Below are 24,432 nucleotides of genomic sequence, written 5' to 3'. Positions count from 1 at the left end.
TGCTATCAAAGGAACCGTAATAAAATGAAAAACACCTCGTCTGGGTCATTTATGCTAGTAAGCGTCGCAGCACTTGCCCTTTTCACAGCCTTGTCTCACATGTCTTGTATTGTGCTGGGCCCTGAGTGCTACCGAGCTCAAATGGCACCAGAGTCTCTCATTGAACTCTCTAAATCTGCGCCTTGGCGTGCGGCATTAGAAACGACTTTGGTATCACTGCTATTTGTTGCAACAGCCATTTTTTGTTTGTCTGGCGCTGGGGTGATCAGAAAAGTGCCAATGTTAAAACCAGCCATCATTATCATTTCATTGATTTGTACGCTTAGAGGGATTGCCACTTTGCCTTTGAGCGTGCTCTTTCCCGAACAAGTGACAGCATTTTCTATTATTGCTGGTATTTTATGGTTTTTAGCGGGCATATTTTGTATCACAGGCTATCGCTTAGTAAGCCAAGAAAGTTCAGAAAGACGAAGTTCGGTAAAGCATATTAATACGCTCTAAACATTTACTTTGTACAAAAAAAGCACTAGTTTGTACCTAAAAAGTAAAGGGAATTATCATGAAAGGAACTGTATTAAGCCTAATTTGTAGCTCTATGTTATTTGGTTGTGGCGGGAGTGAAACACAAAACGCTCAAGAAAAAAATGAACAAGAATCAGACAAACTCAAAGCGGTATCACCTTTTCCAAGCTCACCACAGGCAAAGCCCGCAATAGATTTTGATCAGCAATTAATATCTGACATAGAAGACTTTGTAAAGGTCGCCTATTCCGTGAAATATTTTTACCCGTCAACCGAGAATCAGGATTCAAATTGGCCGTTGTTTATCGCGGAAAGTTTAGTCGATTTAAGTCAAACTGAACCAGCGCAAAGAACTGAACTGGGCATCGAACGGCTTCGCCAGATTGCACCTTATATCGCTTTTAATAGAGCGCAATTACCTGAAATTAATGATCAGACCACCGTTTCTACTTGGAAACAAAATGCGCCAATAAATCAAAGTGTCTTCACTCGAACTTTGTTAACTGATGATTTCTCCTCTTTAAAGAATGATGAATACAGTGCGAGCGAACCGTTTGCAGAACTCAACTATGGGACACAAACATTATACTTACCTTTGTACTTACCTTTGGATAAGCAAATACAAGGTTATACCTATCAAGAGCCAGGTAAATGGCAAATAGACAACAACTTTGAACAACCTGAAATATGTATGACCACAGTCTCTGAAATGTGGGCAAGCATTGCACATTTTTGGCCTTACTTTCAGCAAATTGACGTTGACTGGGCACAAAGTTTAACGCCCCTTTTAACTGCCTGCACTGACGACGATGTACTAAGAAAGCAAAACAGCCTATTTGCTGAGTTTTCAAAGTTAAACGATAATCATATTTCTATTGTCTTCCCAACACCTGAAGAATATAGATTCAAAAGTTACATCCCTTTTAGCTACGAACTAGTAGAAGAAAAAGCCATTGTTACCCAGTTAGATTCAGCTCACCCAAACGGTATAGAAGTAGGTGATGAGGTGATTTCAGTCGATGGCATAGAAATCAACAATTACTTAGACAACAAATCGCTTTATTCATTAAAGAATACATTGCACAGAAAAAACCTCAGTGCGAGGTTTGATGTTTATGCCAAGCACTTTAACCCTGTGAAATATGAAATTCGTAAACCGAACAATGATATACATAACATTGAAGTGTTTCCCAAAGACTTAAACAAGCGCGAGCCATTTGTTGGGATGCCCTATGTACCTAAGAGTGACCGTATTTTTGAATATGTTGACGACAACATTCTAAAAATCAATGTCTATAACGTTCAAGAAGCTAACATTACTGAATTGCGTAATGAACTGAGTGAAGCCAAAGCAGTAATATTAGATATGAGAAGATACCCTTCTAGCTGGCGGGGTTGGCAGGGCGTGTTAGCACTATTAATTAAAAACGATGCGACTAATGACACAATCGCTTATCACTGGCAAGGCAGCCCGAATCAACGAGACACTAAAAAGCAGGTGATCACGCAACGGATTTACCGTTCAGAAAATGCCTTTAATATACCTACTGTTGCGCTTTCATCGAGGCATAGTATCAGCCAAAATGAACACAGTTTTATCTTTGTTCAAAATGGTGGTTTGCCCATTTTAGGTGAAACAACTTCAGGAATTAATGGCAATATTTTAAGAATGAATATTTTTGAGGGAGCCGAACAAGACAGCGGTACTTACTTTGTGTACACCAATATGGAAGCAAATCGCCGTGATGGTACGCCTTTAATTAATAAAGGAATAGAGCCCGATATTAATGTCCCAAGAAGCATTGACAGTGTATTAAATCAGGTTGATAACCAAGTGAATGCTGCCATTGACTATTTACAGCAGCAACTTGCAAACTAAAAACAGTGTTCATTTTGAGGCTTGATTAACACTCAGTTAAGCCTCGTTAAGCTTGTAAATCTATATAAGTTACAGCTAGATTTCTGGCTCATACCAACCAGTTTTATTCATCTAAAATGATGAACTGCATTAAAAGTATTGGTCTGCACGTTGCTGTTTAACAAACGCTAAAAACAAGCCTCCTACCGAAACTCACTTGCAGCACAATTACGCCTTACATACTATCAAATGAGATATTCAGTTTTAGAAGAAGCCGTCAGTATGTTTAAAAAACTTGCTTTAATGCTCGCTCTTTCAGGAGTGAGTGCTCAATTAGCAGCAACAGAAGCCGCTCAAGGGCGCGAAATAGACACCTTACCTGATGTATTGTCTTTCAAAGAGCGTGTCGCGCCAATAAACGACATGGTGACAGACAGACTCGACAATTTATTGCCAAAGTTGATGCAAGAAGCCGATCTTGATATGTGGCTGGTGATTAATCGAGAGTACGGTGAAGATAAATTATTTTATACCTTGGTGCCACAACCGACTTTTGCTGCCAGACGCACCACACTGCTCGTTTTTTCAAAACAACCAGATGGCAGTGTGGAGCGGTTCAGTGTAAGCCGCTACCCGATCGGCGATTTATATCCAACGGTCTGGAAAGGCGGCAGCAAAGCGCAACAATGGCAGCGTTTAGCTGAGATCATTGCTGAGCGTGATCCGAAACGTATCGGTATTAATATCAGTGAAGACTGGGCGCTCGCTGACGGCTTAAGTGTTGGTTTATATAATAAGCTACTTGATAATTTACCTAAAAAGTACCAAAAGCGTTTAGTCAGTGCAGAAGACTTAGTGATCCGCTGGCTTGAGACCCGCAGCGAAAAAGAGCTTCAAGTTTACCCTACTGCAGTCACTCTGGCTCGCGGCGTTATTGCAGAAGCTTTTTCTAATAAAGTCATTACGCCTGGGGTGACAACCACCGATGATGTCGCTTGGTATTTACGAGAGCGCTTTGAAGCATTGCAGCTCAGACCCTGGTTCCAACCTTATGTGAATATTCAACGCCAAGGCGATAAAGTTGACAAAGACGCCCCATTTTTAGGCGAATATAATCGTGTAATCTTACCGGGCGATATCATTCACACCGATGTAGGTATTTGCTATTTAAACCAGTGTACCGACACACAAGAGATGGGCTATGTCTTAAAACTAAATGAAACCGATGTGCCAGAAGGCTTAAAATCAGCCCTGAAATTGGGCAATCATTGGCAAGACATTCTCACCCGTAATTTCAAAACTGGTTTAACGGGTAATCAGATCTTAGCCAACACCATTAAGCAAAGTGAAGCTGAGAACATTATTAGCAGCACTTACACTCACCCGCTGGGTTTTGTCGGCCACGCACCGGGCCCAACCATTGGCATGTGGGATAATCAAGGCCCGACCCCTGTTCAAGGTGATTGGAAATTATATCCAAATACGGTGTATGCCATCGAAGGTAATGTGAAAATACAGCTACCTGAATGGGATAATCAATGGATCCAAATCAAGCTAGAACAAGATGCGGTATTTGATGGTAAATCAGTCTGGTACTTGGCTGGTCGCCAAACTAAGTGGCATTTGATTAGATAAGTTTAAATTCGAACTCACTTACTTTGAGTCCATTTAATTAAATAGGGGGGATCCTGCCCCCTGGTTGTGTTAGCTAATTCGTTGCATATTTTAATCAGAATAAATATCGAACCTTAAACGTGACACTGTCTTCAATCGGGTTTGTCCAAAGTGCGCTTGTGCGATTGCCATAACTATTTTGACCAATTGAATTACGGTCATAACTGGCGCTATCGATGCTGCCTCTGCGGTAAACAAAAAACACATCTGAAAATGGTCCCATGCGATATCGCAATTTAAACTGGGCTGTTAAACGATTGTCTTCAAAACTGGTATCAAGGTCGTGCTTAAACAGCTCGCCTTGCTCTTGCACTGCAAAAGCTTGCTGAGTTTTGGCGTCTAAGAATGCAACCTGTATTGAGCTTGACCACTCTAACTTCTCAGTGATCAGGCCATTTACGATGATATTAGAGGCAAAATAGTCTCTGTCATATTCACTGATAACATTTTGCTGATTGGCCACCAGCCAACCTTCACCGGTTCTTAAATAGTTATTCCAATTTATGCTCCAATTGGCATGAGGCATCCAAGTTAAATCAACCGCATATTGGGTTGATGTTGAGTCGAAGCCTTCTTTGTCATATTCAAAACTAGCCGCCCAACTGAAATCTCCCACATATGGGCTTTGATAAAAGAGCCTAACACCCTGAGCCGAAGGTTGAGTAAAAGCAGTGGTATTGAAGCCTAAATTATCCTGCTTACCTTTGGTTAAGTAATCAAAGGTTAGATTAAACTGCGCCCCTGTCGTTAGCATAAACTGGCTAGAGTAAGTTTGTGTCGCGGGCAGACTTTGCGATGCGCCATTACTTTCATGGCTAAGTTTTACCACATGCTTAACACGTGTGATCCAATCACTTGAGTAATTTACCGAATGTTCAAACTCTGATTGAGCATATTGCCAGTCGTTTCTGACTAAATACCCCATATCTCGGTTGTCGAACTGGTCATTTAGTTTTAAGTAACGGTTTGTGACTTTAGTATTTGGCGAAAACTGATAGCCCAAGTTTAAGCTCAGGCCATTACCGGTTTGTGTGGTATTTATTTCAGCGTCTGTATCAATTTGACTAAGTAGTAACGACCCTTGTAATGACCAAGTTGCACTTTGATACTGGCTATCCCAAGCCAATGTACTAGCGTTTCTATCTAAATATGGCCGTTTAACGTGTGTGGTTAATAAACCAGTTTGCCAATTATTTTGTCGATATTTCGCCCTTGCCGCGTAAAATGATTTTCCTGCATCAGAGTCTAGATTCGACTCTTCAACAGCAAATGCCCCAAGCTGCAACTGCTCTCCTTGATGTACAAATCGTACAGCGGCATCAATTGGCGTAATATGCTCACTACCATCATCACTGCCGGCGCCTATTCGGCGAGTATGTATCAGCTTGGTATTTTGCTCTGCTTGAACATTAAAAACGCTGATATCTTGAGTGAAAAACGGGCGTTTATCGGTTCTCAGTGTTTCAACTGCACTGTAGTTAATATTTACGTCGTCACTATCAACTTGGCCGAAATCTGGGTTAACCGACACGCTCAATTTCTGATGATGAGCTGGTTTATAAATTAAATCAAAGCCCACATCAGTTTGTCCTTTATCACCTTGTCTGTCTGATAAATCATTTTGCTGGGTGATATAAGGTATAAACGCCAGTTGCTGCTGATTGGGGATTTCAGCAGATACCTTTGGCATTGCTAAATAAAAGTCACTGTTACTAATCGTTTGTTTTTGGCTTGCGTAAATAAAATTATTAGCAATATCATATAGTTGAACAGAAACACCCACCTCTGACAGACCATTTTCATCCGCTGAATGATGGAAGGATACAGTGTGCCAAGGAATAAACACCTCAGTTGACCAATAATCGTCATGCTCAAAATACTGGCTTTGCCAATCTCCATCCCAATCGTAGTCAGTTGTGAGTTGTGGTGTGAGTACCGCATCTTGTGTACCGCCACCAAGTGTTGTTGCAAATAAATAACCACTACTGCCATCACCGCCAAAATCGAGATAAATGCGATTAAACTCGCCTTGCATAAAGTTATCTTTAATATTGAATTGTTTTTTACGCGTCTCTGCACTTTGATAATTCATAATGCCAACGTAAATGCCTTTTTCATCACTGTAGACTTTGGCATTAACTTGCTTTTTTGTTTGCTCGAGTGTGGCAGGCACAACTTTATAAAAAGTATTAAATGCTGTAGCTTGCTGCCATTGCAGTTCATCTAGCTTGCCATCAAGTACGATTGCCTGAGCCATAACCGGTGTCGAGATTGAAATTGTGGTCAAGGCTATCGCTATTGCTACCTGTGAAATTTTCATAATAACTTCCAACTAAATTTCGATGCACTCATTGCAACAAAATCTGTGCTAAAAAAACCTGAAAGTTTTCTGAATAACACTCATGGAAGCCTTATAAACGTTGACTTTTATCTTATAAAAGATAACGTTCGCCTATGAGACTAATTTAACAACTGCGGTAAGCGTTTTATGCCATCTTCGTCACAGGGACATCAGTTTGACACTTGGGTGTTTTATCCAGAAACAGATGAATTGGTCTGTAGTAAAACCCAACATACACAAAAGCTAGAGCCGCAAGTTGCCAGACTACTCGAACTATTTATAAAACAACAAGGTACAACCTTATCGCAAGGGCTTTTAAACGATGAGCTCTGGCCTGACACCATAGTTGAAGCGAATAGCCTTTATCAGTTATTGGCAAAGCTACGTAAGGTATTAAAAGATACCCCTAGAACGCCTAAGTATATAAAAACAATACCTAAAAAAGGCTATATGTTTATCGCTGAAGTGAGATTGCTAACAGTTGAGACTTTGCCAAATACCAAAAGCATTAAGTTGGCTAGACCTGAGAACAATGCTGCTGCTTTTTTGAATTTAGGCACACTTACAAGAAAGCCTCTTTATTTTGCTTTATTCACTTTAGTTTTTATTGCCTGCTTTAGCGCTATTGCTTTTTTTAACCATAAACCTCAAGCACTTACCCCACCAGAATACAAGGTAGAAGACATCAGTTATGAGCTGGGGCTAGAATTTGATATCGCTGCACACTTCGAACAAGATTTAATTGCTTATGTCAGCCAATTTAATCAGCTTGTTATTGCGAATAAATTAGGCAATCAGCTCTATGAGCATAGCTTTAACACTCGGATCGCACACCCAAGTTGGCATCCCCAAAAAGACCTAGTAGCATTTTGGCAGTATCTTGAAGATAAGTGTGTTTTAAAAATTATTAGCAGTAATGGCAAACAGTTACATGAAACTGAAGCGATTTCATGTGACCGTATTGAAGCTCCAATTTGGCAATCAGATGACGAGTTAACTCTAGTCGTACATCGTTGGGATGACAGTGAAGGCTTTTTGTATCGCTTAAGCACCAGTCAATTTGTGAAGATACCCGTGCCACTCAGCAAAGGCGAAAAGCTAATAAAAGCACTCAAGGCATGGGAAAACCAAACCTTCTATCTCGTCAAGCAAGTTAACTATCATTCAAAGTTAATTACTTTAGACGGTCACATTCATCTCTCTTGGCCTTATCCAGTATGGCTAGCCACTTTTGATGCGAAACAACAGACTATCATTACAAATGATGAAAGTAAGTATCATAACCTCATTGCGACACACTGGGATCAACAACAATATAGTGTGATGCGCTCGACTCAAGGGATTTTCTCTACCCTTTCGATAGATAAGCATGGCGATATCTTTGCGGCCGCTGAAAGTTGGCAGGTTAATATAAGAGATAACGATGATTTACCGATTTTCTCAAGCTCAAGTATTGATTACCTGCCAGTCAGTAACTTACTTGGAGAAACCGCGTTTATGTCTCGTCGTACTGGTGTATGTGAGGTTTACTTACATGCGGATGATAAGATTCGGCAGCTCTCATTTCATCAGGGTCATGAGTACGTTGGTATTCTAAATTGGTCGCCTGATAATAGCCTTTTACTATCAAACCGTGATAACAACATTGTTTTATATGATAGAAACCGCACGACAAAACAATTTCCATCTAACCTGCCCCTGACCTTAAAAAATGCAGGCTGGATAAACAACAAACAAGTCTGGGGTTCTGATGGTGAAAATATTTACACTTATGATCTCACTGGCCACATTATTGACAAAACAAATCTCAAAAATGATTTTGTTGGTTTCCATCATCAAACGCAGCAATGGCTAATATTGAAAGAGCAACAGCTACTGACTACGACAAACATAGATAATTTAAACAATATTGATATTTTAACAACGCTTTCCAAGCAACAAGCCAATCACTTTCGAGATGTAAGGTTTCAAAATCAATCAATGTATTGGCTCAGCCAATGGTCAAAACAGGATTTCATCTGGCAACTTGATATGCAAAACCCAAGTCTCCCTGAATTGAAGAAATCGGGGTCACTGATTTGGCATTATGATATTAAACCAGATGGCAGCTTACTGATTGCTAAAATGGAAAGTATTGAAGGCGACATTAAAAAGTTCGCAATAAAAAAACAATAAAGACGCGACTCAACTAAACTTAAAAAATGCCTTAAGCAAATTGCATTAATCATGTTTAGACAACTGTTCGGTTTGGCATTATTTCTATTTAGCACCCATGCCTTGAGTTGCGAGCTTGTGGTGCGCGTTGAAGATTACGCTGCACAATCTCATCGTGATGAAAATAAGCAGTGGCAAGGCATTGATATAGAGCTCACTAAAGCTTTACTCAACCAAGCAGGCTGCAGTTATCGGTTTGTGCCCGTTCCCTGGGGGCGAGCGTTAAAAATGCTTGAAGTGGGTGAGCTCGATGTGATGTTGAGTGTCAGCAAAACAACTGAACGCACGAAGTTCACACACTTTATCGGCCCTCAACGCATTGAAAAAATAAAAATAGTCAGTAAGGCAAACCCTGCTATTGTTGTGTCTTCATTTAAAGACATTATAAAAATTCCACTGCCGCTTGGCATTCAAGAAGGTGCTTATTATGGTGAATCGTTTAATGCATTCACTAAAACACTTACGCCTGCCGACAGATACTTTTTCAAAGTGCCTAATAATGACACAAAACTTTCTTTGCTGATCAAAAACAGGATCTTCGGTTTTTTAGAAGAACAATTAAATATCGAGTACGAAATTAGGCATGAGCTAACCCCAAAAGATGTCTTTGTTCACCCAATCATCGTCAATCAAGCCCCTGTATATTTCGCTTTTAGCAAAGCATCTGTCACCAAGGAGCAACTGAAAAATATTGAACGTGCCTTCAACCACCTAACTTTCTCTGGTGTGTTTGAGCAAATTTTATTAACCGCACAAAACTAACCCAAAGCGACAAAACTAATCTTTCAAAACGTTCTGAAATTAGGAATAAGGTTTTGCTTTTTAATAACAAAAATCTGCATAAAAGACTTTTTATATGATGAAAAAGAACTACCCTTAATGTTAGTGCTAATTTTAAATTATCATTTCAAAAAGGAGTGCTTTGACATGGGGATTTACAACACGTTGGAATATGCCGATTCAAATAATGAAGTCAAAGCTATTTATGACGATATTTTTGAACACTTAGGCAATGAAGGATTAGTCGATTACTTCAAGGTGCTTGGTAATTACAACCCGCATATTTTACAGACCACCTGGGCGCTATTCAAAAACGTACTCCTCACCGGAGAGTTACCCAGAGCACTTAAAGAGCTAGTATTTATCGCTATTTCCAACGAAAGAGAATGTGCTTACTGCACGTCTATTCATTGTGCTATGTGTCGATATCTGAATATCGATGATGAAACCATTAACCAAGTTTTACAAAAATCTTCTGAGCTTAACCCTAAACGAGTAAAGGTGTCGATAGACTTTGCCGTTAAGATGGCAACAAATAGCGCTATGGTTACTGAACAAGATCATAAAAGTTTGTTGGACAGTGGGTTAACTAAAAACCAAGTATTTGAACTTATGTCTCTCGCCAGTGTAGTGAATTACTCAAACACATTGGCTCAAGGTATGATGCTGGTCGTTGACGAAGAGTTCGCTAGCTTACTTAAAGATAACGTTGTAATGTGATTATGAATGGCAGTGTAATTGACTCTTACCAATTATCTTCTTTAATTGAACTGACTAGTAATCTTGCCGATGACAGTATGCATGCTGAATTGTCGTCTCAAAAGATCTTGCTCAACGCAGTAAACAAACTGCTTTGGACATTAAACTTTGATTATTGTCTTATGATTGACAACGAAGAACACATAGATTGTCTGTATGGGGGAGGTGACGAGCATCTAAAAGAGACCATAGAATTACTACCAATCAAAGAGCTTAAAAACAACACCTTAGTGCTCATAAACCAAGTTCAATACTACCTGATTTATCAAGTACTCCCGCTCGAACAAAATAGGTCAAACACTTTGGTGTTTCTTCAGCAGGGTCAGGCATTTAACTCTTCTTCTCTGATTATCATTGAGCTGTTTAGTGCCGCAGTGAAACGTTTGCTCATCACAAAAGCTGAAGAACATAAAAGACTAAAACTAAAAAACGAAGCTCAGGTGCTATTACGTTCAAATCAGCTTAAATCCGAGTTTTTAGCCAATATGTCACATGAGCTAAAAACACCGATGAATGGCATTTTGAATCTTGTGCAATTACTGCAAAACACGCAGTTAGAGCCTGATCAACTTGAGATGCTTAACAGCATATACGAAAGCACAGAAAATTTACTCGGTGTCGTTACAGATGTCCTTGAGTATAGCAAGCTAGAAACAAACAATATAAAGCTAATTTCCAGCCCATTTTTACTATCTAAACTGATTGAAAGCGTCACTCTTGAGATAACACCGGAGGTTAACCGAAAAGGCCTCACATTCACTGAACAGCTAGATACACAGTTGCCAACACAGTTAATTGGTGATGCGTTGAGAATTAAGCAGCTCTTACATAATTTATTGAATAATGCCGTTAAATTTACCAAAAGCGGCAGTGTGTCTATTGCTTTGTCAGGTAAAACGCTAGAAAAAAACGACTATGAATTAACAATTGCAGTTGAAGATACCGGCATTGGCATGACAAAAGATGCACAGACTTGGCTGTTTGAGCCCTTTGTTCAAGGCGACGGTTCTACAACTCGAGAGTACGGCGGCACCGGGCTGGGTCTTGCTATTTCTGCTAAACTAGCAAAAGCAATGAATGGTAAAATTCAAGTACATAGCGAGCTGGATAAAGGCACTAAATTTACAGTCACATTACCTTTAAAAAGGGTCGCTCAAAAACAGCTTCCTCAGCCGCCTGAAACGATCTCTCATTACACCTTGTCGGCCTCAGAGTTACAGCCTCACACCATCTTAATTGTTGAAGATAACCTGATCAATCAGAAAGTTGCTGGCCTATTACTCGAAAAGCTTGGCTATAAATATGATATTGCAGAAAACGGCCAAGTCGCATTAGATAAGCTAGAGCAAAAGCATTACAGCTTTATTTTTATGGATATACAAATGCCTGTAATGAACGGCCATGATGCAACGAAAGAAATTATATCAAGATATAAAAATCAACGACCAAGCATAGTCGCAATGACAGCAAACACATTTGATGAAGACAGAGAAAAATGTTTTGCCAGTGGTATGGATGACTTCATCGCAAAGCCTATTTCAGAGCAGGAAATGGTTAGAGTGTTGAGTAAGTTTCCTGTTAAATAAACCATTATGCCATTAAACCTTTTGCTTTTTAAAAGTAAAAAAGCGCCCCCATAATTCCATATGCAAGGCGCTTTAAAGCTTAGATTAAATTAAGTTATTTAACTTCAGTGATCACAGTATCAATCAGGTGTACTACGCCATTTGAAGTGTAAATATCTGTGGTTGTTACATTTGCACCTTCAATTTGCAGGCCTGATGTTGGTAATTTCACTGCCCACCATACATTTCTGAATGCATCACCCTTCATATCTCCGGCTGCTTCATCCTGAATAAATGTGTATAGAGGGCGACCAAGATAAGCAACTTGCATTGAGCCATCATCTCTTTCGACTAGAGAAAGACCCGGAATATTTTTGATGCTATCAGCAGTTGCGATTACCGGCGGCCAGTTTGTAGCACATGTATCAACACATTGACTCATCGCATTTTCTAAATCACCGTCGAAAACATACAATGTTTTACCAGCCATTGTAGAGCCTGCACCTGAAATTAAGGTGCCTGTTTCTTTGCTATACGTTACCACATCACTGTCTGTATTAGATACACCAGCAAAATTAACCAGGTTCACTGATAGCTTATTACCCTGCAATGTTTCTACCTCAAGCCCATTAGCAGCATAAGCTTTTAAGCTACTTACTGGTACAGCTAAGACATGCTGTTTAAGCACCGCGCCTAGCGCATCTTTATCTGCAAACAGAGCATTAAGCGTATCAGCTGGGATTTTTTTAAATGCCGCATTCGTAGGAGCAAATACGGTAAAGTTAGCATCAGGGTTACTGAGCGCTTCAACTAAACCTGCTTCACCCAAGGCTGTAACAAGGGTAGATAAGCTATCAGTGTCAACAGCTGTTTGCGCAACATTTTTTGTAGGTTCACCCATGTCTTTTGGCGGCATGATGACTTTGTCTAGCACGTGAATGACGCCATTATCTGCCATTACATTTGCTGCAGATATCGCAGAGTCATTAATAAATAATGTAGAGTCCGTTGTTGATAGCGCAGCGTTAGAGCCATTCCCCATTTTCACTAAGCTATCTTCGCTATTTGCCACAGATATCGCAGCATCAGACATGATCATTTGCTCTGCCATAACATGGTAAAGCAGAATGTTTTTAAGAGTTTCTGAATCGCCTTGTAGTGCGATTAACGTCTCTTGACCTAATGCCGCAAAAGCTGCATCAGTAGGTGCAAAAACAGTAAATGTTTTTGTTGGATCTGACACTTCACTGTCTAACCCAGTAGCGGCAAGTAAAGACACTAACGTATCAAAACTGCCATTTTCAGAAGCCACATCTGCAATTGTGCCGTAGCTTTGTGGTAATGAAAGGTCTCCCACGATCACACTGTCAATAACGTGGATAGTACCGTTTGTTGTCACTATATCTTTAGTGACAATTTTAGCTCCCCCAAACATCAATGAATCCGTTTCTGCGTTGATAGAAATACCTAACTCATTTTCTAACACCGTCTTAACCGATTTACCGTTTAGAGACATGGCCGTGACTGAGTCCGCATTAATTGGCAGTACATGCTGTTTTAAGATATCTGAAAGTACATCAGGGTTTGCCAGTAAAGTATTAATTAGCTTGTCACCTATGGCTGTAAATGCCGCGTCAGTTGGTGCAAATACTGTAAATGAGCCCGATTCGTCAGACAAAATGCTGTCTAAGCCAGTGCGTTCTAGCGAAGCTATTAATGTTTTAAAGTTTCCCGCTGCCTTAGCTGTCTCTACAATATTTGTATTAGATTCTGTAGGCATAGGTGGCATTAACACTGAATCAATAACGTGTATGACACCGTTATCTGCCATAACGTCTGTCGCTGTTACTGTGCTAGTGTTGATAAGCAGGTCATCGCCCGAAAGTGATAATGCGATGTTAGCGCCATTTACTGTTTCAACTGTGTTGCCCGCTGAAGATAACGCAGCTTCGGCTGCAACTTTGCTTCCCAGAACATGGTATGTGAGAATACTACTAAGCATGTCTGGATCTTGAGCTAAAGCATCTAACGTTTCTTGGCCTAGTGCAGCGAAAGCAGCATCAGTTGGTGCAAACACGGTAAAAGTATTATCAGCGTTGTCTAGCGTGTCGTCTAGATTTGTTGCTTCAAGCAATGAAACCAATGTTTTGAAATCACCGCTAGCTGCGGCTACATCGTAAACGGTATTTGGCTCTGGTACTGGGGGCTGTATTTCTATTTTATTGTCATCGTCATTACAGCCTGCTAGCAACAATGAAAGACTCAATGCTGCTCCAAGTTTGATTGATTTAACCACCTCTACATTCCTCTTGTGTTTAAAGTTCATACAGAGTTACGGTGGGTAATTTCTAAACGATCAGAAAATTTTAAAAAACTTAACAAAAACAAGGAAAGCGCGAAATTTAATGCTTTTAGAGGACGATAGAGGAACTTAAGCACCATTACGTGCAAGTAATGTACTTTTAAAATTCTATAAAGGAATGCTTTAAGTGATTTAGTAAAGCTTGTTGTCACCCAATGGGACTTCGAGTTCGTTGTTAATTTTACACGGTCCGCCAACCATTTCATCGTAGGCGCTCGACTGGCGCATCACCTGACATTCAGCTTTAACGTTTTTTAATTGTTTTTGTAAAGCAACGAAGTTATGACTTTTCAAACGCTGCCCTTTTTCGTCAGTCACCATGTGCTCTTTTCCATCAATGACAACACTAACATTGTATAAAGCTAAATCTAGTGAATGGTAGATAATCTTATCAACATAGAAGTACTTCTCTAATTTACTTAACTTCAAAATCGCATCCTCAATTTGCTTGACCTATATACGAATCGACAAATAATTACGCTCAGATTAACTACAAAGTTCACTATTAATTCTTAAAAGACACAGAATTGTCTTTTGACGTATTTATATGCTCACTTGTCTATTGTTTTGGTACTTTATGTCAATGCGTTGTTACTATGTAACGGTAAAATATAATTGATAAAAATAACTCAGACGAAAAGGAAAACATCAATGCCATCAGCCAAGTATACGCTTTGTGCATTAGCTGTTTTAACTGCTCAAGCACATGCCTCTAAAAGCGAAGAGTGGTTTCTACACAGCAGCATTTCTCCAAACGGTAAGCAAATAGCTTTCTCTTATAAGGGTGATATTTATACCGTTCCAACTAAAGGTGGTACAGCTCGCCCCCTGACTTTACACAGTGATTGGGATGGTCACCCTGTTTGGTCTAATGATGGTAAGCATATCGCTTTTGCTAGTGATAGAAACGGTAACCTAGATGTGTACCTTATGCCATCATCGGGCGGTAAGGCTAAGCGACTTACCTACCATTCAGCCAATGATGTGCCTCAAGATTTTGCCAAAAATGACAAAGCAGTACTTTTCACATCAGCACGCCAAGATTCTAAAGACTCTACGATTTTTCCTACTGCACGATTAACTGAAAGTTATACGGTGTCATTAAATGGTGGCACTCCTAAGATGCTATCAACCATTCCAGCATCTGAATTACAGTTCTCTCCTGATGGCAAGAAAGTACTTTATCGTGATGAAAAGGCTTACGAAAACGAATTTAGAAAGCACGATGTATCTGCGTTTGCCCGTGATGTTTGGCTACAAGATTTAGTGTCAGGCAAACACACTCAGCTGACAACTTTTGCGGGTGGCGATCACAACCCGGTTTGGGCTGATAACAATACTTACTATTATACGTCTGAAGAACAGTCGGGTGCATTTAACGTATGGCGCGCCGATTTAGATGGCGATAACAAAAAGCAAATCACTGACTTTGAGCAATTTCCTGTTCGCAGCTTGTCTATCAGCGACAATGGCACGCTGGCATTTGTACACCATGGTAGTGTTTACACGTCAAAAGGTGGTAAGCCTAAGCATGTAAAGATCAATATCGCTAATGACGTGCAAGAAGACGATATGATGCCAACCATGCTAGGTGGCAAAATCACCGAATATTCTGTCTCGCCAGATGGTAAAGAAGTGGCATTTGTGGCGCGTGGAGAAGTGTTTGTTGCTAGCACAGAATTCGGTACGACACGCGCAATCACCAATACGCCGCAACAAGAGCGTTCAGTGTCATTCCATAAAGATGGCAGAACCCTGTTATACGCTGCAGAACGAGGCAACAGCTGGGGGTTATATGAAACATCGATTGCCGATGAGTCAGAGCCTTATTTCTTTGCCGCGACTAAATTAAAAGAAGAAGTAGTTCATCAAGCAGATACAGATAGCTTCCAACCTATTTACTCACCAGATGGTAAAAAAATTGCGTTTTTATCTGCTCGCGATGAAATTCAAGTTATCGATCGTGAATCTAAAAAAGTAAACGTTGCATTGGGTAAAGAACATAACTACTCGTATGCAGATGGCGATATCACTTTTGCATGGGCACCTGATAGTTATTGGATGACAGCGGACTTCGCACCAAGAAGTCGACTGTTTGTTACAAATATCGGCGTTTTCCCATCAGATGGTTCACAGCAACCTCGCGATATCAGCTTGTCGGGTTATAACGATACCTCACCTTCTTGGCATACCGATGGTGAAGCTGTGCTTTGGGCCAGTGCCCGTTATGGCCAACGTGATCACGGTAGTTGGGGCAGAGAATTCGACGTTATGGCCGCTTTCTTAACGCAAGATAGTTATGACCGTTTTAGATTCTCTAAAGAAGAATATGCACTGCATAAAGAGTTAGAGAAAAAAGCCTCAAAAGCAGAGAAGCAAGACGATAAGAGCACTGAGGAGAAAGCTGAAAAGCTTGAGATTGAGTGGGATAATATCGAACAGCGCACAGCGCGTTTGACTATTCATGCATCAGATCTTGGTCAAGCATATTTAACAAAAGACACCAAGGCACTTTACTACTTTGCGCGTTTTGAAAAAGGCTATGACTTATGGCGTCATTCAATTCGCGATAGAAAAACAGAGTTGGTTGCAAAACTAAATGCACGCAGAGCAAGCATGACGTTTAGCGAAGATGAAAAGAACATTGTTATTCTTGCCGATGGCACGCTTCGTCAAGGTAAAGTAGGCAACAAAATTGCGCTTAAACCAATTTCGACCAAGCCTGTGATGCAACTACAAGCTGCTAAAGAGCGTGAATTTATGTTCGATCACAGCTGGCGCATCATTGATGATAAATTCTATCGCGATGATTATCATGGTATCGACTGGGATAAAGTTGGCCAATCTTACCGTGCAAAAGTTGCATCAGTGGGCCATGGCCGTGACTTCGCGAATCTATTTGCTGAAATGACTGGCGAGCTAAATGCATCACATATTGGTTCATCTTACCGCCCAGCCCCTCAGCCAACAGATGATGCTACTGGCCGTTTAGGTTTGTTTTTCAATGATGTAAACCCATTTATGGTTGAAGAGGTACTGGCTAAAGGTCCATTTGATAAAGCCAGCAGCAAGGTAAAACCTGGGGTAACGCTTAAAGCTGTAAACGGCGTTGAATTAAGCGAGTCACAAAACTTATTCAAGTTGTTAAACCACACTGCAGGTCAACGTGTACGTTTCACTTTTGCAGATATTGATGGTGCGCTTTTTGATGAAGTCATCAAACCAACAAACAGCCGCACTATTAATAACTTACTGTACGATCGCTGGGTGTTATCAAGAGAAGCTCTGGTAGAAGAATTATCAGGCGGTCAACTTGGCTATGTGCATGTGCGTGGCATGAACGATCCAAGCTTTAGAGCCGTTTACTCTCGTCTATTAGGTAAACATTTTGATAAGAAAGCCATTGTTGTTGACACCCGCTTTAATGGCGGCGGCTGGTTACACAACGATCTTGCAAAACTACTGAGTGGCGAAGAGTACTTCACCATGCATGTTCGCGGCCGTAAGTATCACGGCGATCCGCTCGATCAATGGAACAAGCCATCAGTTCTGCTTATCAACGAAGGTAACTACAGTGATGCCCATGCATTCTCTTACACTTACGATCAATTAGATTTAGGTGAAATGGTGGGTATGCCGGTGCCAGGTACAATGACCGCAGTTTGGTGGGAAATGGGGATTTCAGGCGACTTCCGCGCTGGTGTGCCACAAGTGGGCATTAAGAACACCAGAGGTGAATACCTAGAAAACAACCAAACCATGCCAGATCACCTTGTTAAGAATGACCCTCAATCAGTTGAGCAAGGTCGTGATAAACAAATCGAAAAAGCAGTTGAAGTTTTACTTAGAAAAGTAGACTAACCATATCAAGGCCTAGGGAGAAAGTATCTCTAGGCCTTCATTTCACTGAGTTTAATAGTACAGCCCTCATCCTTCTAACAACATAGTGTTATACAACTTATCTTCGTCAAACATTTCTGATTACTTTAAAAAATGCATCAATTAATTGAACTTAAGCCCAGCCTCGACTAAACATAAGAGTACGGTAATAAGTTAAATTTTCCCATGGCTGAAATCATACTTCCTGAAAATGAGATAATAGTTTCAAAAACTGATACACACAGTCACATTACTTATTGCAACAAGCTCTTCATTGAAATTTCGGGCTACACAGAACAAGAACTACTAGGCCAACCTCATAATATTATTCGTCATCCAGATATGCCTAAATCCGTTTATTTATCGCTTTGGAACACCATTGGCGCTGAAGATGAGTTCTTTGGGTTGGTGAAAAACCGGTGCAAAAATGGCGATTTTTACTGGGCGTTCGCCAACATCACAGCAAGCTACGACGTCAACGGTCAAGTAATGGGGTATTACTCTGTAAGACGAAAACCTAGCCCTGCACTCATTCAACTTATTGAACCGATTTATTCCCATATGCTAGAAGTGGAAGCTAAAACATCAAACAAACAAGATGCAATGCAATCTTCTTGGCAATTTCTAGAATCACAACTTGATGGGCTTGGGGAAGATTATGTGGCAACACTTCTACAGTTTAATCAAAAAGCCAACTAACTTAATGTCACTGGTACTAATTTTTATTTTAGTTATTAGTATTTATCTGAAAACTGGTGAAATTATTTGGTTAATGGCACCACTCGTTTGGTTAAGCTTGGCACTACTCTTCAATAACAAAAAAAAGCCAAGTCATGACGATCCTTTATACCAAACTATACTCGATGCAAGTCGAGCATTTTCTGATGGCAATCTCGAAGTGAGGATCACAGGCATTTCTGAGCACTCCAATTACAGTGAGCTCGCATGGAATCTCAATGCTGCAATTGACCAAGTAGAAGCGTCAATGCGTGAAATGCAGGCCTGCTTTAAAGCAGCAAATGATTCACGGTTTTATCGCAAAACACTACAACAAGGTCTAAAGCCCGGTTTTCATGCAAACTTGTCGATTATCGACAAATCAATTGAGTCTATGAAAGTGTCACATTGGCGAGCTCAAAAGGATCACACATTGAGCGAGCTTTCTAACAATAAAGCCGACAATTTAATTGATAACCTTAGCGCCACACAAAGAGACCTAAATAAAATAGCAATAGACATGACCAATATTCAAACCTTGTCTCAGGACTCATTAAATATCACCATGTATAACAATGAAAATGTAGGTGTGCTATTCAATACCATAGAATCATTCGCGTCCCAAACGCACGAGCTGTCAGAAACTACCGTTGAATTATCAACGGCGGGCAAACAAATTACTGAAATGGTCAGCACCATAGTAAAAGTAGCTGATCAAACTAACCTACTTGCACTCAATGCAGCAATAGAAGCTGCAAGAGCCGGTGAGCATGGCAGAGGGTTTTCAGTTGTTGCTGATGAAGTAAAAAATCTTGCAGAAACCACCAAAGAAACAGCAAGCAGTATAGGCGAAATTGCTGAGCGCTTTGCCACTGCATTAAATAGTGTGCTTGAAAACTCACAACATATGGCAACCGCCTCGACCGAATCAAAAGGCTTAATAGAGTCTTTTGGTGGGGGCTTTGAAAGCGTCATGCGTGCGTCTCAAGAGGTATTTGAGTTAGTTTCTAATGTTCATGCAATCTGTAATGTCACTTTAACCAAAGTTGATCACACCCTTTATATGCAAAGGGCCTATTGGGCAGTAGAACGCAATGAAGCGCACGGTGACAATGCACAGTCTATTCTCGTTGACCATCATAACTGTCGCTTCGGACAATGGTATCACCAAGGTGAAGGGCAACAAGAGTACTCCCATTTACCCTGCTACGCGCAAATTAATACACCACACAAAGCGGTTCATGAGCATGTTCACAATGCCATTGCACTGTTAAACACTGATTGGCAAACGAACCTAGAATTTCAAACTCATATTCAACAAGAATTTGCAAAAGCTGAAGCTGCCAGTAAGCAGCTCGTTAATCTAATGGATGAACTGGCTGAGCAGAAAAAACATTTTGAATCAACCAGCGGTAGCGGTGATAGCGAAATAGACTTGTTCTAACATGGTTCATCCAAGGTTAAGTTTAAAGCGTTTACTAATATGGACTTGCTTCAGTTACGTTATAAATTAATAACTTAGCTGTATTATGCTTACAAAAATAGCAAGACGGTCATTACAACACTCAAAAGCAGGAAAACCTATGCTCAGGACAGCGGTATTACTCTCAACTTTGTTCAGTTTCTCTACTCTCGCATATGATAATAATTTTGACGAAACGCTCGCCTGCCATACCTCTGATTCAACCCCAGGAATAGCTGTCAGGTTAGAGCAATCTGGAAAGGTGATTTACAGTGGTGTAGCTGGTCTTGCAAATATACAAAACAAACAACAACTGAAACTTGATGACGTTTTTCAAATTGGCTCAGTCTCAAAACAATTTACTGCTGCAGCCATTTTACAGCTTGCTGAGCGCGGTAAATTAAAGCTCTCGAATACACTTGGAGATTTCATTGAAGGCCTGCCAAAAGACTATGCACAAGTCACCGTTGAACGTGTGCTTAGCCATACTTCAGGTTTACCAAACTACAATAACGATGTCAGCGTCAGAAATAGATGGCATGTTTACACAAACTTAGATGACATCATAAAAAAGATTGTAAAACAGCCTGTTATAGCTAAATCTGGAGAACTATTTCACTACTCCAACACAGGTTATGTATTGCTTGGCAAAGTCATCGAAGTCGCTTCGGGTTTAACATACGCTGGCTATCTCAAAACACATATTTTCAAGCCTACAAAAATGAACAGCTCATTCGTCATAGAACGCGGTGAAGGCAATATAGGTGTAACAGGCTATACCAGCGCTAGTGATCCACCTTTCAAAGTAGACAGAAGCTGGGTGCATGCATCTGGTGCGATTGCTTCCACGCTTGAAGATATGAGTCGCTGGCATCAAGCACTCATTAGTGGCCGAGTCATTTCGAAGGCAAGTTATCAAAAAATGATTACCCCAGCGCTTTTAAATAATGGAGAAGCTTCGCCTTACGGATTTGGCCTATACAACTACCCAATTAGCGGCAAAATGACCATTAACCACGAAGGCTGGATCCCTGGTTTTATGACATGGTCAATTTACCTACCCGAGAACGACCTCTATGCTGTGGCATTTAGCAATAATGACGCAAAGCACCCGGGTCCATTAGTACTAGACATGATTGCAAAACAATTAAAGTTATCACCTGCGCCAGTAAGTGACTTTAATAAAGATTTCGCTGAAGACTTAGTTGGAAAATATCAATTTACTGACCGACAAGTTATGACTATCTCACAAGAAAATAGGCAGGTTTTTGCGCAAATAAATGACGAACCTAAGCGACGCCTAACCTTAAGAGCCGATGATGCATTTTCATTTGAGTGTTCCGAAAATTACTATAAATTGAGCAAGGAAAGTAATGAAGTGTACCTGACGCCATTCAGTCTTTATCGGGGTGAAGGTCAGCCTTTGAGCAAAATGCTTTAAGCAACGTGAAATCCCATAAAAATTGAATATTGTAATTTCCAATGGATAGTTATTGAGAAGGTGGCTTACACCTTCTCAATACTTAACAACACTTCACCCACTTTAAAACCAAACTTAATTATCTCTGTACGGTTAATTAGGCGGTTTTCATCCACCAAATACATCCAATCATCAAGGGTAACGACCAGAGGGTCGCCTTTGTATTGAATTTCTAGGTCATAACGCCAATATAAAGCATTGCCACGGGCCTGACCGTTTGCTTGACCAATTACATCATTTGCAGTGCCCGTATATTCTCCGTCTGCGGTTTTTGTTATCAGCCAAGTACGCGTGTCTTTTTCACCATCATCATAAATAAACCACTCATCTAGTTTGCCTTTTAGCTGGCCATTTTCTTGCTGCCAGGTGCCGATTAACTTCACGGTAAAACTACGCTGAAATGCACCACTTCTGTCAAGCACAACACCATGAGCTTTAAGTTCGCCCTGAAAAAATTCCTCTAATTTTAGTTCAGGTGTTTTGCCAACGTAATCATCAATATGGTTACTTGAACATCCAACTGAAAACATGAATCCTAAAACGAGTGTTAGTACTCTGATCATTTTTTCTCTCCAATAAGTTGCGCACGCAGTTTCGGCTCCGAGGTTTTTTCACTGAGCCAAATCGCGAGAAAAGCTTTACCAAATTGCGGATCTGTCATACTGCCTATTTTGCTCGTTGCATCATAAAAATCCGACACGCCATCGGTGTGAACACGAATAATAAGTTGGCTTCCTTCTTTGATATCTGGCCAGATCTGCTCAAGTCGCGTTGCCCAATTTGGAATAGCTTCATTTTCATAACCAATGTGAACCCATTGATCTAACGTAGCTTCTATCAAGTCTTCTTTGTCTATATCTCTAAGGTAAGTGATTTTCAGCGCGATTGGAGTAGCATTGGCTTGGTAACTGGAGGTTTGTCCGAACAATTCTGCTTTATACAGATCCCAAAACATCACAGACATTTGACCCTCTCCGTATTTTGTGAGGTCTTGTACTGGTGAGGCAAAGCCATTAAAAGAAAATAAAAAACAAATTAAAAAAATCACACGCATGACGTGTTCCTGTTGATTTAGCTTAACTTGTAATACGGTCTGTTATTTAAATAGATCAGCAATGGCATAATTAACGCCCAACCAAGGGCATAAATGAATAAGAATTGTGTCTGCGCAACGCCCATACCCAGCGCACCAAATTTAACCGCAGCAAAATAACTCAGCGGACCAAAGATGCAGCCTATCAATGCGTTAATAAACACATTGAGTTTATTCATCCAATCAAAAGAATAATTGAGGCTAAGCACAAACATCAGCCAAAGCAAACATAGCCAAGCGGGAAAAAAGCCTTCATTGAAGGTCAAAATACCCAGCTTAAACATTAGAAAGTCGAATACAATACCAACAGAAGCAATCGGTAGCAGCTTGAAATCTCGGGAACGATGCTTAAATACTGCGAAGTGTAGAGCAATTAGGGGCAATAAAAGCCAGCTTGCATGTTCGGTTAACAAAGCACAAGTAAACCATACAAGCTGGAATAGGAAGAAGTTAATAACGGCAAATTTGTTCATCGGTATCGCTACGATAGCTAGGCTTACGAAGCACTAAGTGATGAGTGCTTATCACACGCTCTAAAAACGCGCCTTCGCAGTACGCCAAATAAAAGTGCCATAATCGTTTAAACTGCTCGTCGAAGCCAAACTCAGTAAGCGCTTGCCAATTTGCATCAAAGCCTTTACGCCAATCAGCCAGTGTTCTTGCGTAATGCAAACCGATATCTTGAATATTGTCGAGCATCATATTGGTTTGCTCGGCAACGTGTTTGCTCATAACTGCAATCGATGGCAAACATCCACCAGGGAAGATGTAGCGCTGAATAAAGTCAACGTTAGTACGGTAATGATCGTAACGCGAATCTAAAATGGTAATTGCTTGAACTAGCATTAGGCCGTCGTCTTTAAGCAAGCTATTACACTTAGCAAAAAACTCCGCCATAAATTCATGCCCAACGGCTTCAATCATTTCAATTGAAACTAGCTTATCGTATTTACCTTCGAGCAAGCGATAGTCTTTTTTAAGCAAAGTGATCTTATCTTCAAGTCCCTTTGCTTTCACTTTATCAACTGCAAATTCGTATTGCGCATCTGAAATTGTCGTTGTTGTCACCTGACAGCCATAGTTTTCGGCAGCAAAAATTGCCAAGCCACCCCAACCAGTGCCAATTTCGATTAAATGGTCTGTCGGCTTTAAATCTAATTTGTCGCAGATTGTTTTAAGTTTGTTGAGCTGCGCTTCATGAAGCTCGGTTGCAGTATCGCTATAAATGGCACTTGAGTACATCATGGTACTGTCTAAAAAGCGGGTGTATAACTCATTGCCCAAGTCGTAATGTGCCAAGATGTTATTTTTTGATCCGCTTTGAGTATTGGCATTTTTACGATGAAAAATCTTATTTTTCAGTTGGGTAAACCACGCGCCCTGCTTCTCGATTTCATCAAGCTGTTCTTGGCAACGGGCAAATACTTGGATAACTTCGGTTAAGTTTGGTGTCGTCCATTTTTTCGCGATGTAGGCTTCTGCCGCTGCAATGCTGCCACCTTTTACGAAGTCGACATACATAGACGCATCCTGCACGATGATCTTGCCGCATAGCTTAGCGTCCACATTACCTAAACGAGTTATCTGCCCAGCTTCTTCTATTTCTAAACTGGCTTTTTCTAGTTTATCGAGTAACGATAAAACTAGGTTACGACATTTATTTTCAAACCAAGAAAGTTGCTCTAGATTCGTTGTTGCGGTGACATTGGTAGATGACTGTTCCATT

At 40.5% G+C, this 24,432-nt stretch carries 18 protein-coding genes and 1 pseudogene; 12 read left to right on the top strand and 7 right to left on the bottom strand.

All coding sequences use genetic code 11. From position 1 onward, the window contains the following. The first annotated feature begins 24 nt into the window (after positions 1-24). The 3 genes from AC1HJP_RS02645 to AC1HJP_RS02635 all read left to right on the top strand — a co-directional run bounded on the left by AC1HJP_RS02645 (position 25) and on the right by AC1HJP_RS02635 (position 4,015). On the top strand, positions 25-501 hold the full coding sequence (locus AC1HJP_RS02645) for a hypothetical protein (RefSeq protein WP_480360214.1): 477 nt from the start codon (positions 25-27) through the stop codon (positions 499-501). 58 nt (positions 502-559) lie between these two features. Beyond that, positions 560-2,401, top strand: coding sequence for a S41 family peptidase (locus AC1HJP_RS02640; RefSeq protein WP_480360213.1), 1,842 nt, complete (start codon positions 560-562; stop codon positions 2,399-2,401). Between the two features lie 261 nt (positions 2,402-2,662). Beyond that, positions 2,663-4,015 carry a M24 family metallopeptidase gene (locus tag AC1HJP_RS02635; protein ID WP_480360211.1) on the top strand — a complete coding sequence of 451 codons (1,353 nt, stop codon included), beginning with the start codon at positions 2,663-2,665 and terminating at the stop codon, positions 4,013-4,015. 94 nt (positions 4,016-4,109) lie between these two features. On the opposite strand, the gene AC1HJP_RS02630 is transcribed toward AC1HJP_RS02635, so the two are convergent. Continuing rightward, positions 4,110-6,374, bottom strand: coding sequence for a DUF5916 domain-containing protein (locus tag AC1HJP_RS02630; protein WP_480360209.1), 2,265 nt, complete (start codon positions 6,372-6,374; stop codon positions 4,110-4,112). Between the two features lie 168 nt (positions 6,375-6,542). Between AC1HJP_RS02630 and AC1HJP_RS02625 the strand changes: the two genes are divergently transcribed. From AC1HJP_RS02625 to AC1HJP_RS02610, 4 genes are all read left to right on the top strand, one after another. Continuing rightward, the gene (locus tag AC1HJP_RS02625; protein ID WP_480360206.1) at positions 6,543-8,570 is read left to right on the top strand and encodes a winged helix-turn-helix domain-containing protein; all 2,028 of its coding nucleotides are present in this window, start codon (positions 6,543-6,545) and stop codon (positions 8,568-8,570) included. Positions 8,571-8,621: 51 nt separating this feature from the next. Further along, entirely contained in the window at positions 8,622-9,371 is a 750-nt protein-coding gene (locus AC1HJP_RS02620) for a substrate-binding periplasmic protein (RefSeq protein ID WP_480360205.1), read from the top strand. 165 nt (positions 9,372-9,536) lie between these two features. Next, positions 9,537-10,109, top strand: a complete 573-nt coding sequence (locus tag AC1HJP_RS02615; protein WP_480360203.1) for a carboxymuconolactone decarboxylase family protein — start codon at positions 9,537-9,539, stop codon at positions 10,107-10,109. Between the two features lie 2 nt (positions 10,110-10,111). Continuing rightward, complete coding sequence (locus tag AC1HJP_RS02610; RefSeq protein ID WP_480360201.1) at positions 10,112-11,734, top strand: ATP-binding protein; 1,623 nt, start codon at positions 10,112-10,114, stop codon at positions 11,732-11,734. Positions 11,735-11,828: 94 nt separating this feature from the next. Here the strand turns inward: AC1HJP_RS02610 and AC1HJP_RS02605 are convergent, their stop codons facing one another. After that, on the bottom strand, positions 11,829-14,009 hold the full coding sequence (locus AC1HJP_RS02605) for a fasciclin domain-containing protein (protein ID WP_480360198.1): 2,181 nt from the start codon (positions 14,007-14,009) through the stop codon (positions 11,829-11,831). Between the two features lie 198 nt (positions 14,010-14,207). Then, positions 14,208-14,504, bottom strand: coding sequence for a DUF6482 family protein (locus AC1HJP_RS02600; RefSeq protein ID WP_480360196.1), 297 nt, complete (start codon positions 14,502-14,504; stop codon positions 14,208-14,210). A gap of 222 nt (positions 14,505-14,726) precedes the next feature. Here AC1HJP_RS02600 and AC1HJP_RS02595 point away from each other — a divergent pair, with 222 nt between their 5' ends. The 5 genes and pseudogenes from AC1HJP_RS02595 (at position 14,727) to AC1HJP_RS02575 (ending at position 21,574) form a co-directional block, all read left to right on the top strand. Beyond that, the gene (locus AC1HJP_RS02595) at positions 14,727-17,936 is read left to right on the top strand and encodes a S41 family peptidase (protein ID WP_480360194.1); all 3,210 of its coding nucleotides are present in this window, start codon (positions 14,727-14,729) and stop codon (positions 17,934-17,936) included. 204 nt (positions 17,937-18,140) lie between these two features. Then, positions 18,141-18,653, top strand: a complete 513-nt coding sequence (locus AC1HJP_RS02590; protein ID WP_480360193.1) for a PAS domain-containing protein — start codon at positions 18,141-18,143, stop codon at positions 18,651-18,653. Next, positions 18,595-19,635: pseudogene (locus AC1HJP_RS02585) on the top strand (methyl-accepting chemotaxis protein); the annotation flags it as partial. The gene AC1HJP_RS02590 and the pseudogene AC1HJP_RS02585, both read left to right, overlap by 59 nt. A gap of 9 nt (positions 19,636-19,644) precedes the next feature. Beyond that, positions 19,645-20,115: a CZB domain-containing protein gene (locus AC1HJP_RS02580; protein WP_480360255.1), complete on the top strand. Its 471-nt coding sequence runs from the start codon at positions 19,645-19,647 to the stop codon at positions 20,113-20,115. 139 nt (positions 20,116-20,254) lie between these two features. Next, positions 20,255-21,574, top strand: coding sequence for a serine hydrolase domain-containing protein (locus tag AC1HJP_RS02575; protein WP_480360192.1), 1,320 nt, complete (start codon positions 20,255-20,257; stop codon positions 21,572-21,574). Between the two features lie 65 nt (positions 21,575-21,639). On the opposite strand, the gene AC1HJP_RS02570 is transcribed toward AC1HJP_RS02575, so the two are convergent. From AC1HJP_RS02570 to AC1HJP_RS02555, 4 genes are read right to left on the bottom strand one after another with little or no spacing between them, the layout of a single operon-like run. Then, on the bottom strand, positions 21,640-22,176 hold the full coding sequence (locus AC1HJP_RS02570; RefSeq protein WP_480360190.1) for a DUF3833 domain-containing protein: 537 nt from the start codon (positions 22,174-22,176) through the stop codon (positions 21,640-21,642). Then, on the bottom strand, positions 22,173-22,667 hold the full coding sequence (locus AC1HJP_RS02565; RefSeq protein WP_480360188.1) for a chalcone isomerase family protein: 495 nt from the start codon (positions 22,665-22,667) through the stop codon (positions 22,173-22,175). The genes AC1HJP_RS02570 and AC1HJP_RS02565 overlap by 4 nt, the downstream gene beginning before the upstream one ends. A 17-nt stretch (positions 22,668-22,684) precedes the next feature. Beyond that, on the bottom strand, positions 22,685-23,179 hold the full coding sequence (locus tag AC1HJP_RS02560) for a DUF2878 domain-containing protein (protein WP_480360186.1): 495 nt from the start codon (positions 23,177-23,179) through the stop codon (positions 22,685-22,687). After that, complete coding sequence (locus AC1HJP_RS02555; protein WP_480360184.1) at positions 23,157-24,431, bottom strand: class I SAM-dependent methyltransferase; 1,275 nt, start codon at positions 24,429-24,431, stop codon at positions 23,157-23,159. Before AC1HJP_RS02555 ends, AC1HJP_RS02560 begins: the two co-directional genes overlap by 23 nt. Position 24,432: the final 1 nt, after the last annotated feature.

This window comes from Pseudoalteromonas sp. NFXS53 (assembly GCF_056629255.1).
The sequence above is the reverse complement of the archived record's forward strand: the minus strand, read 5'-3'. Positions and strand labels throughout refer to the sequence as shown.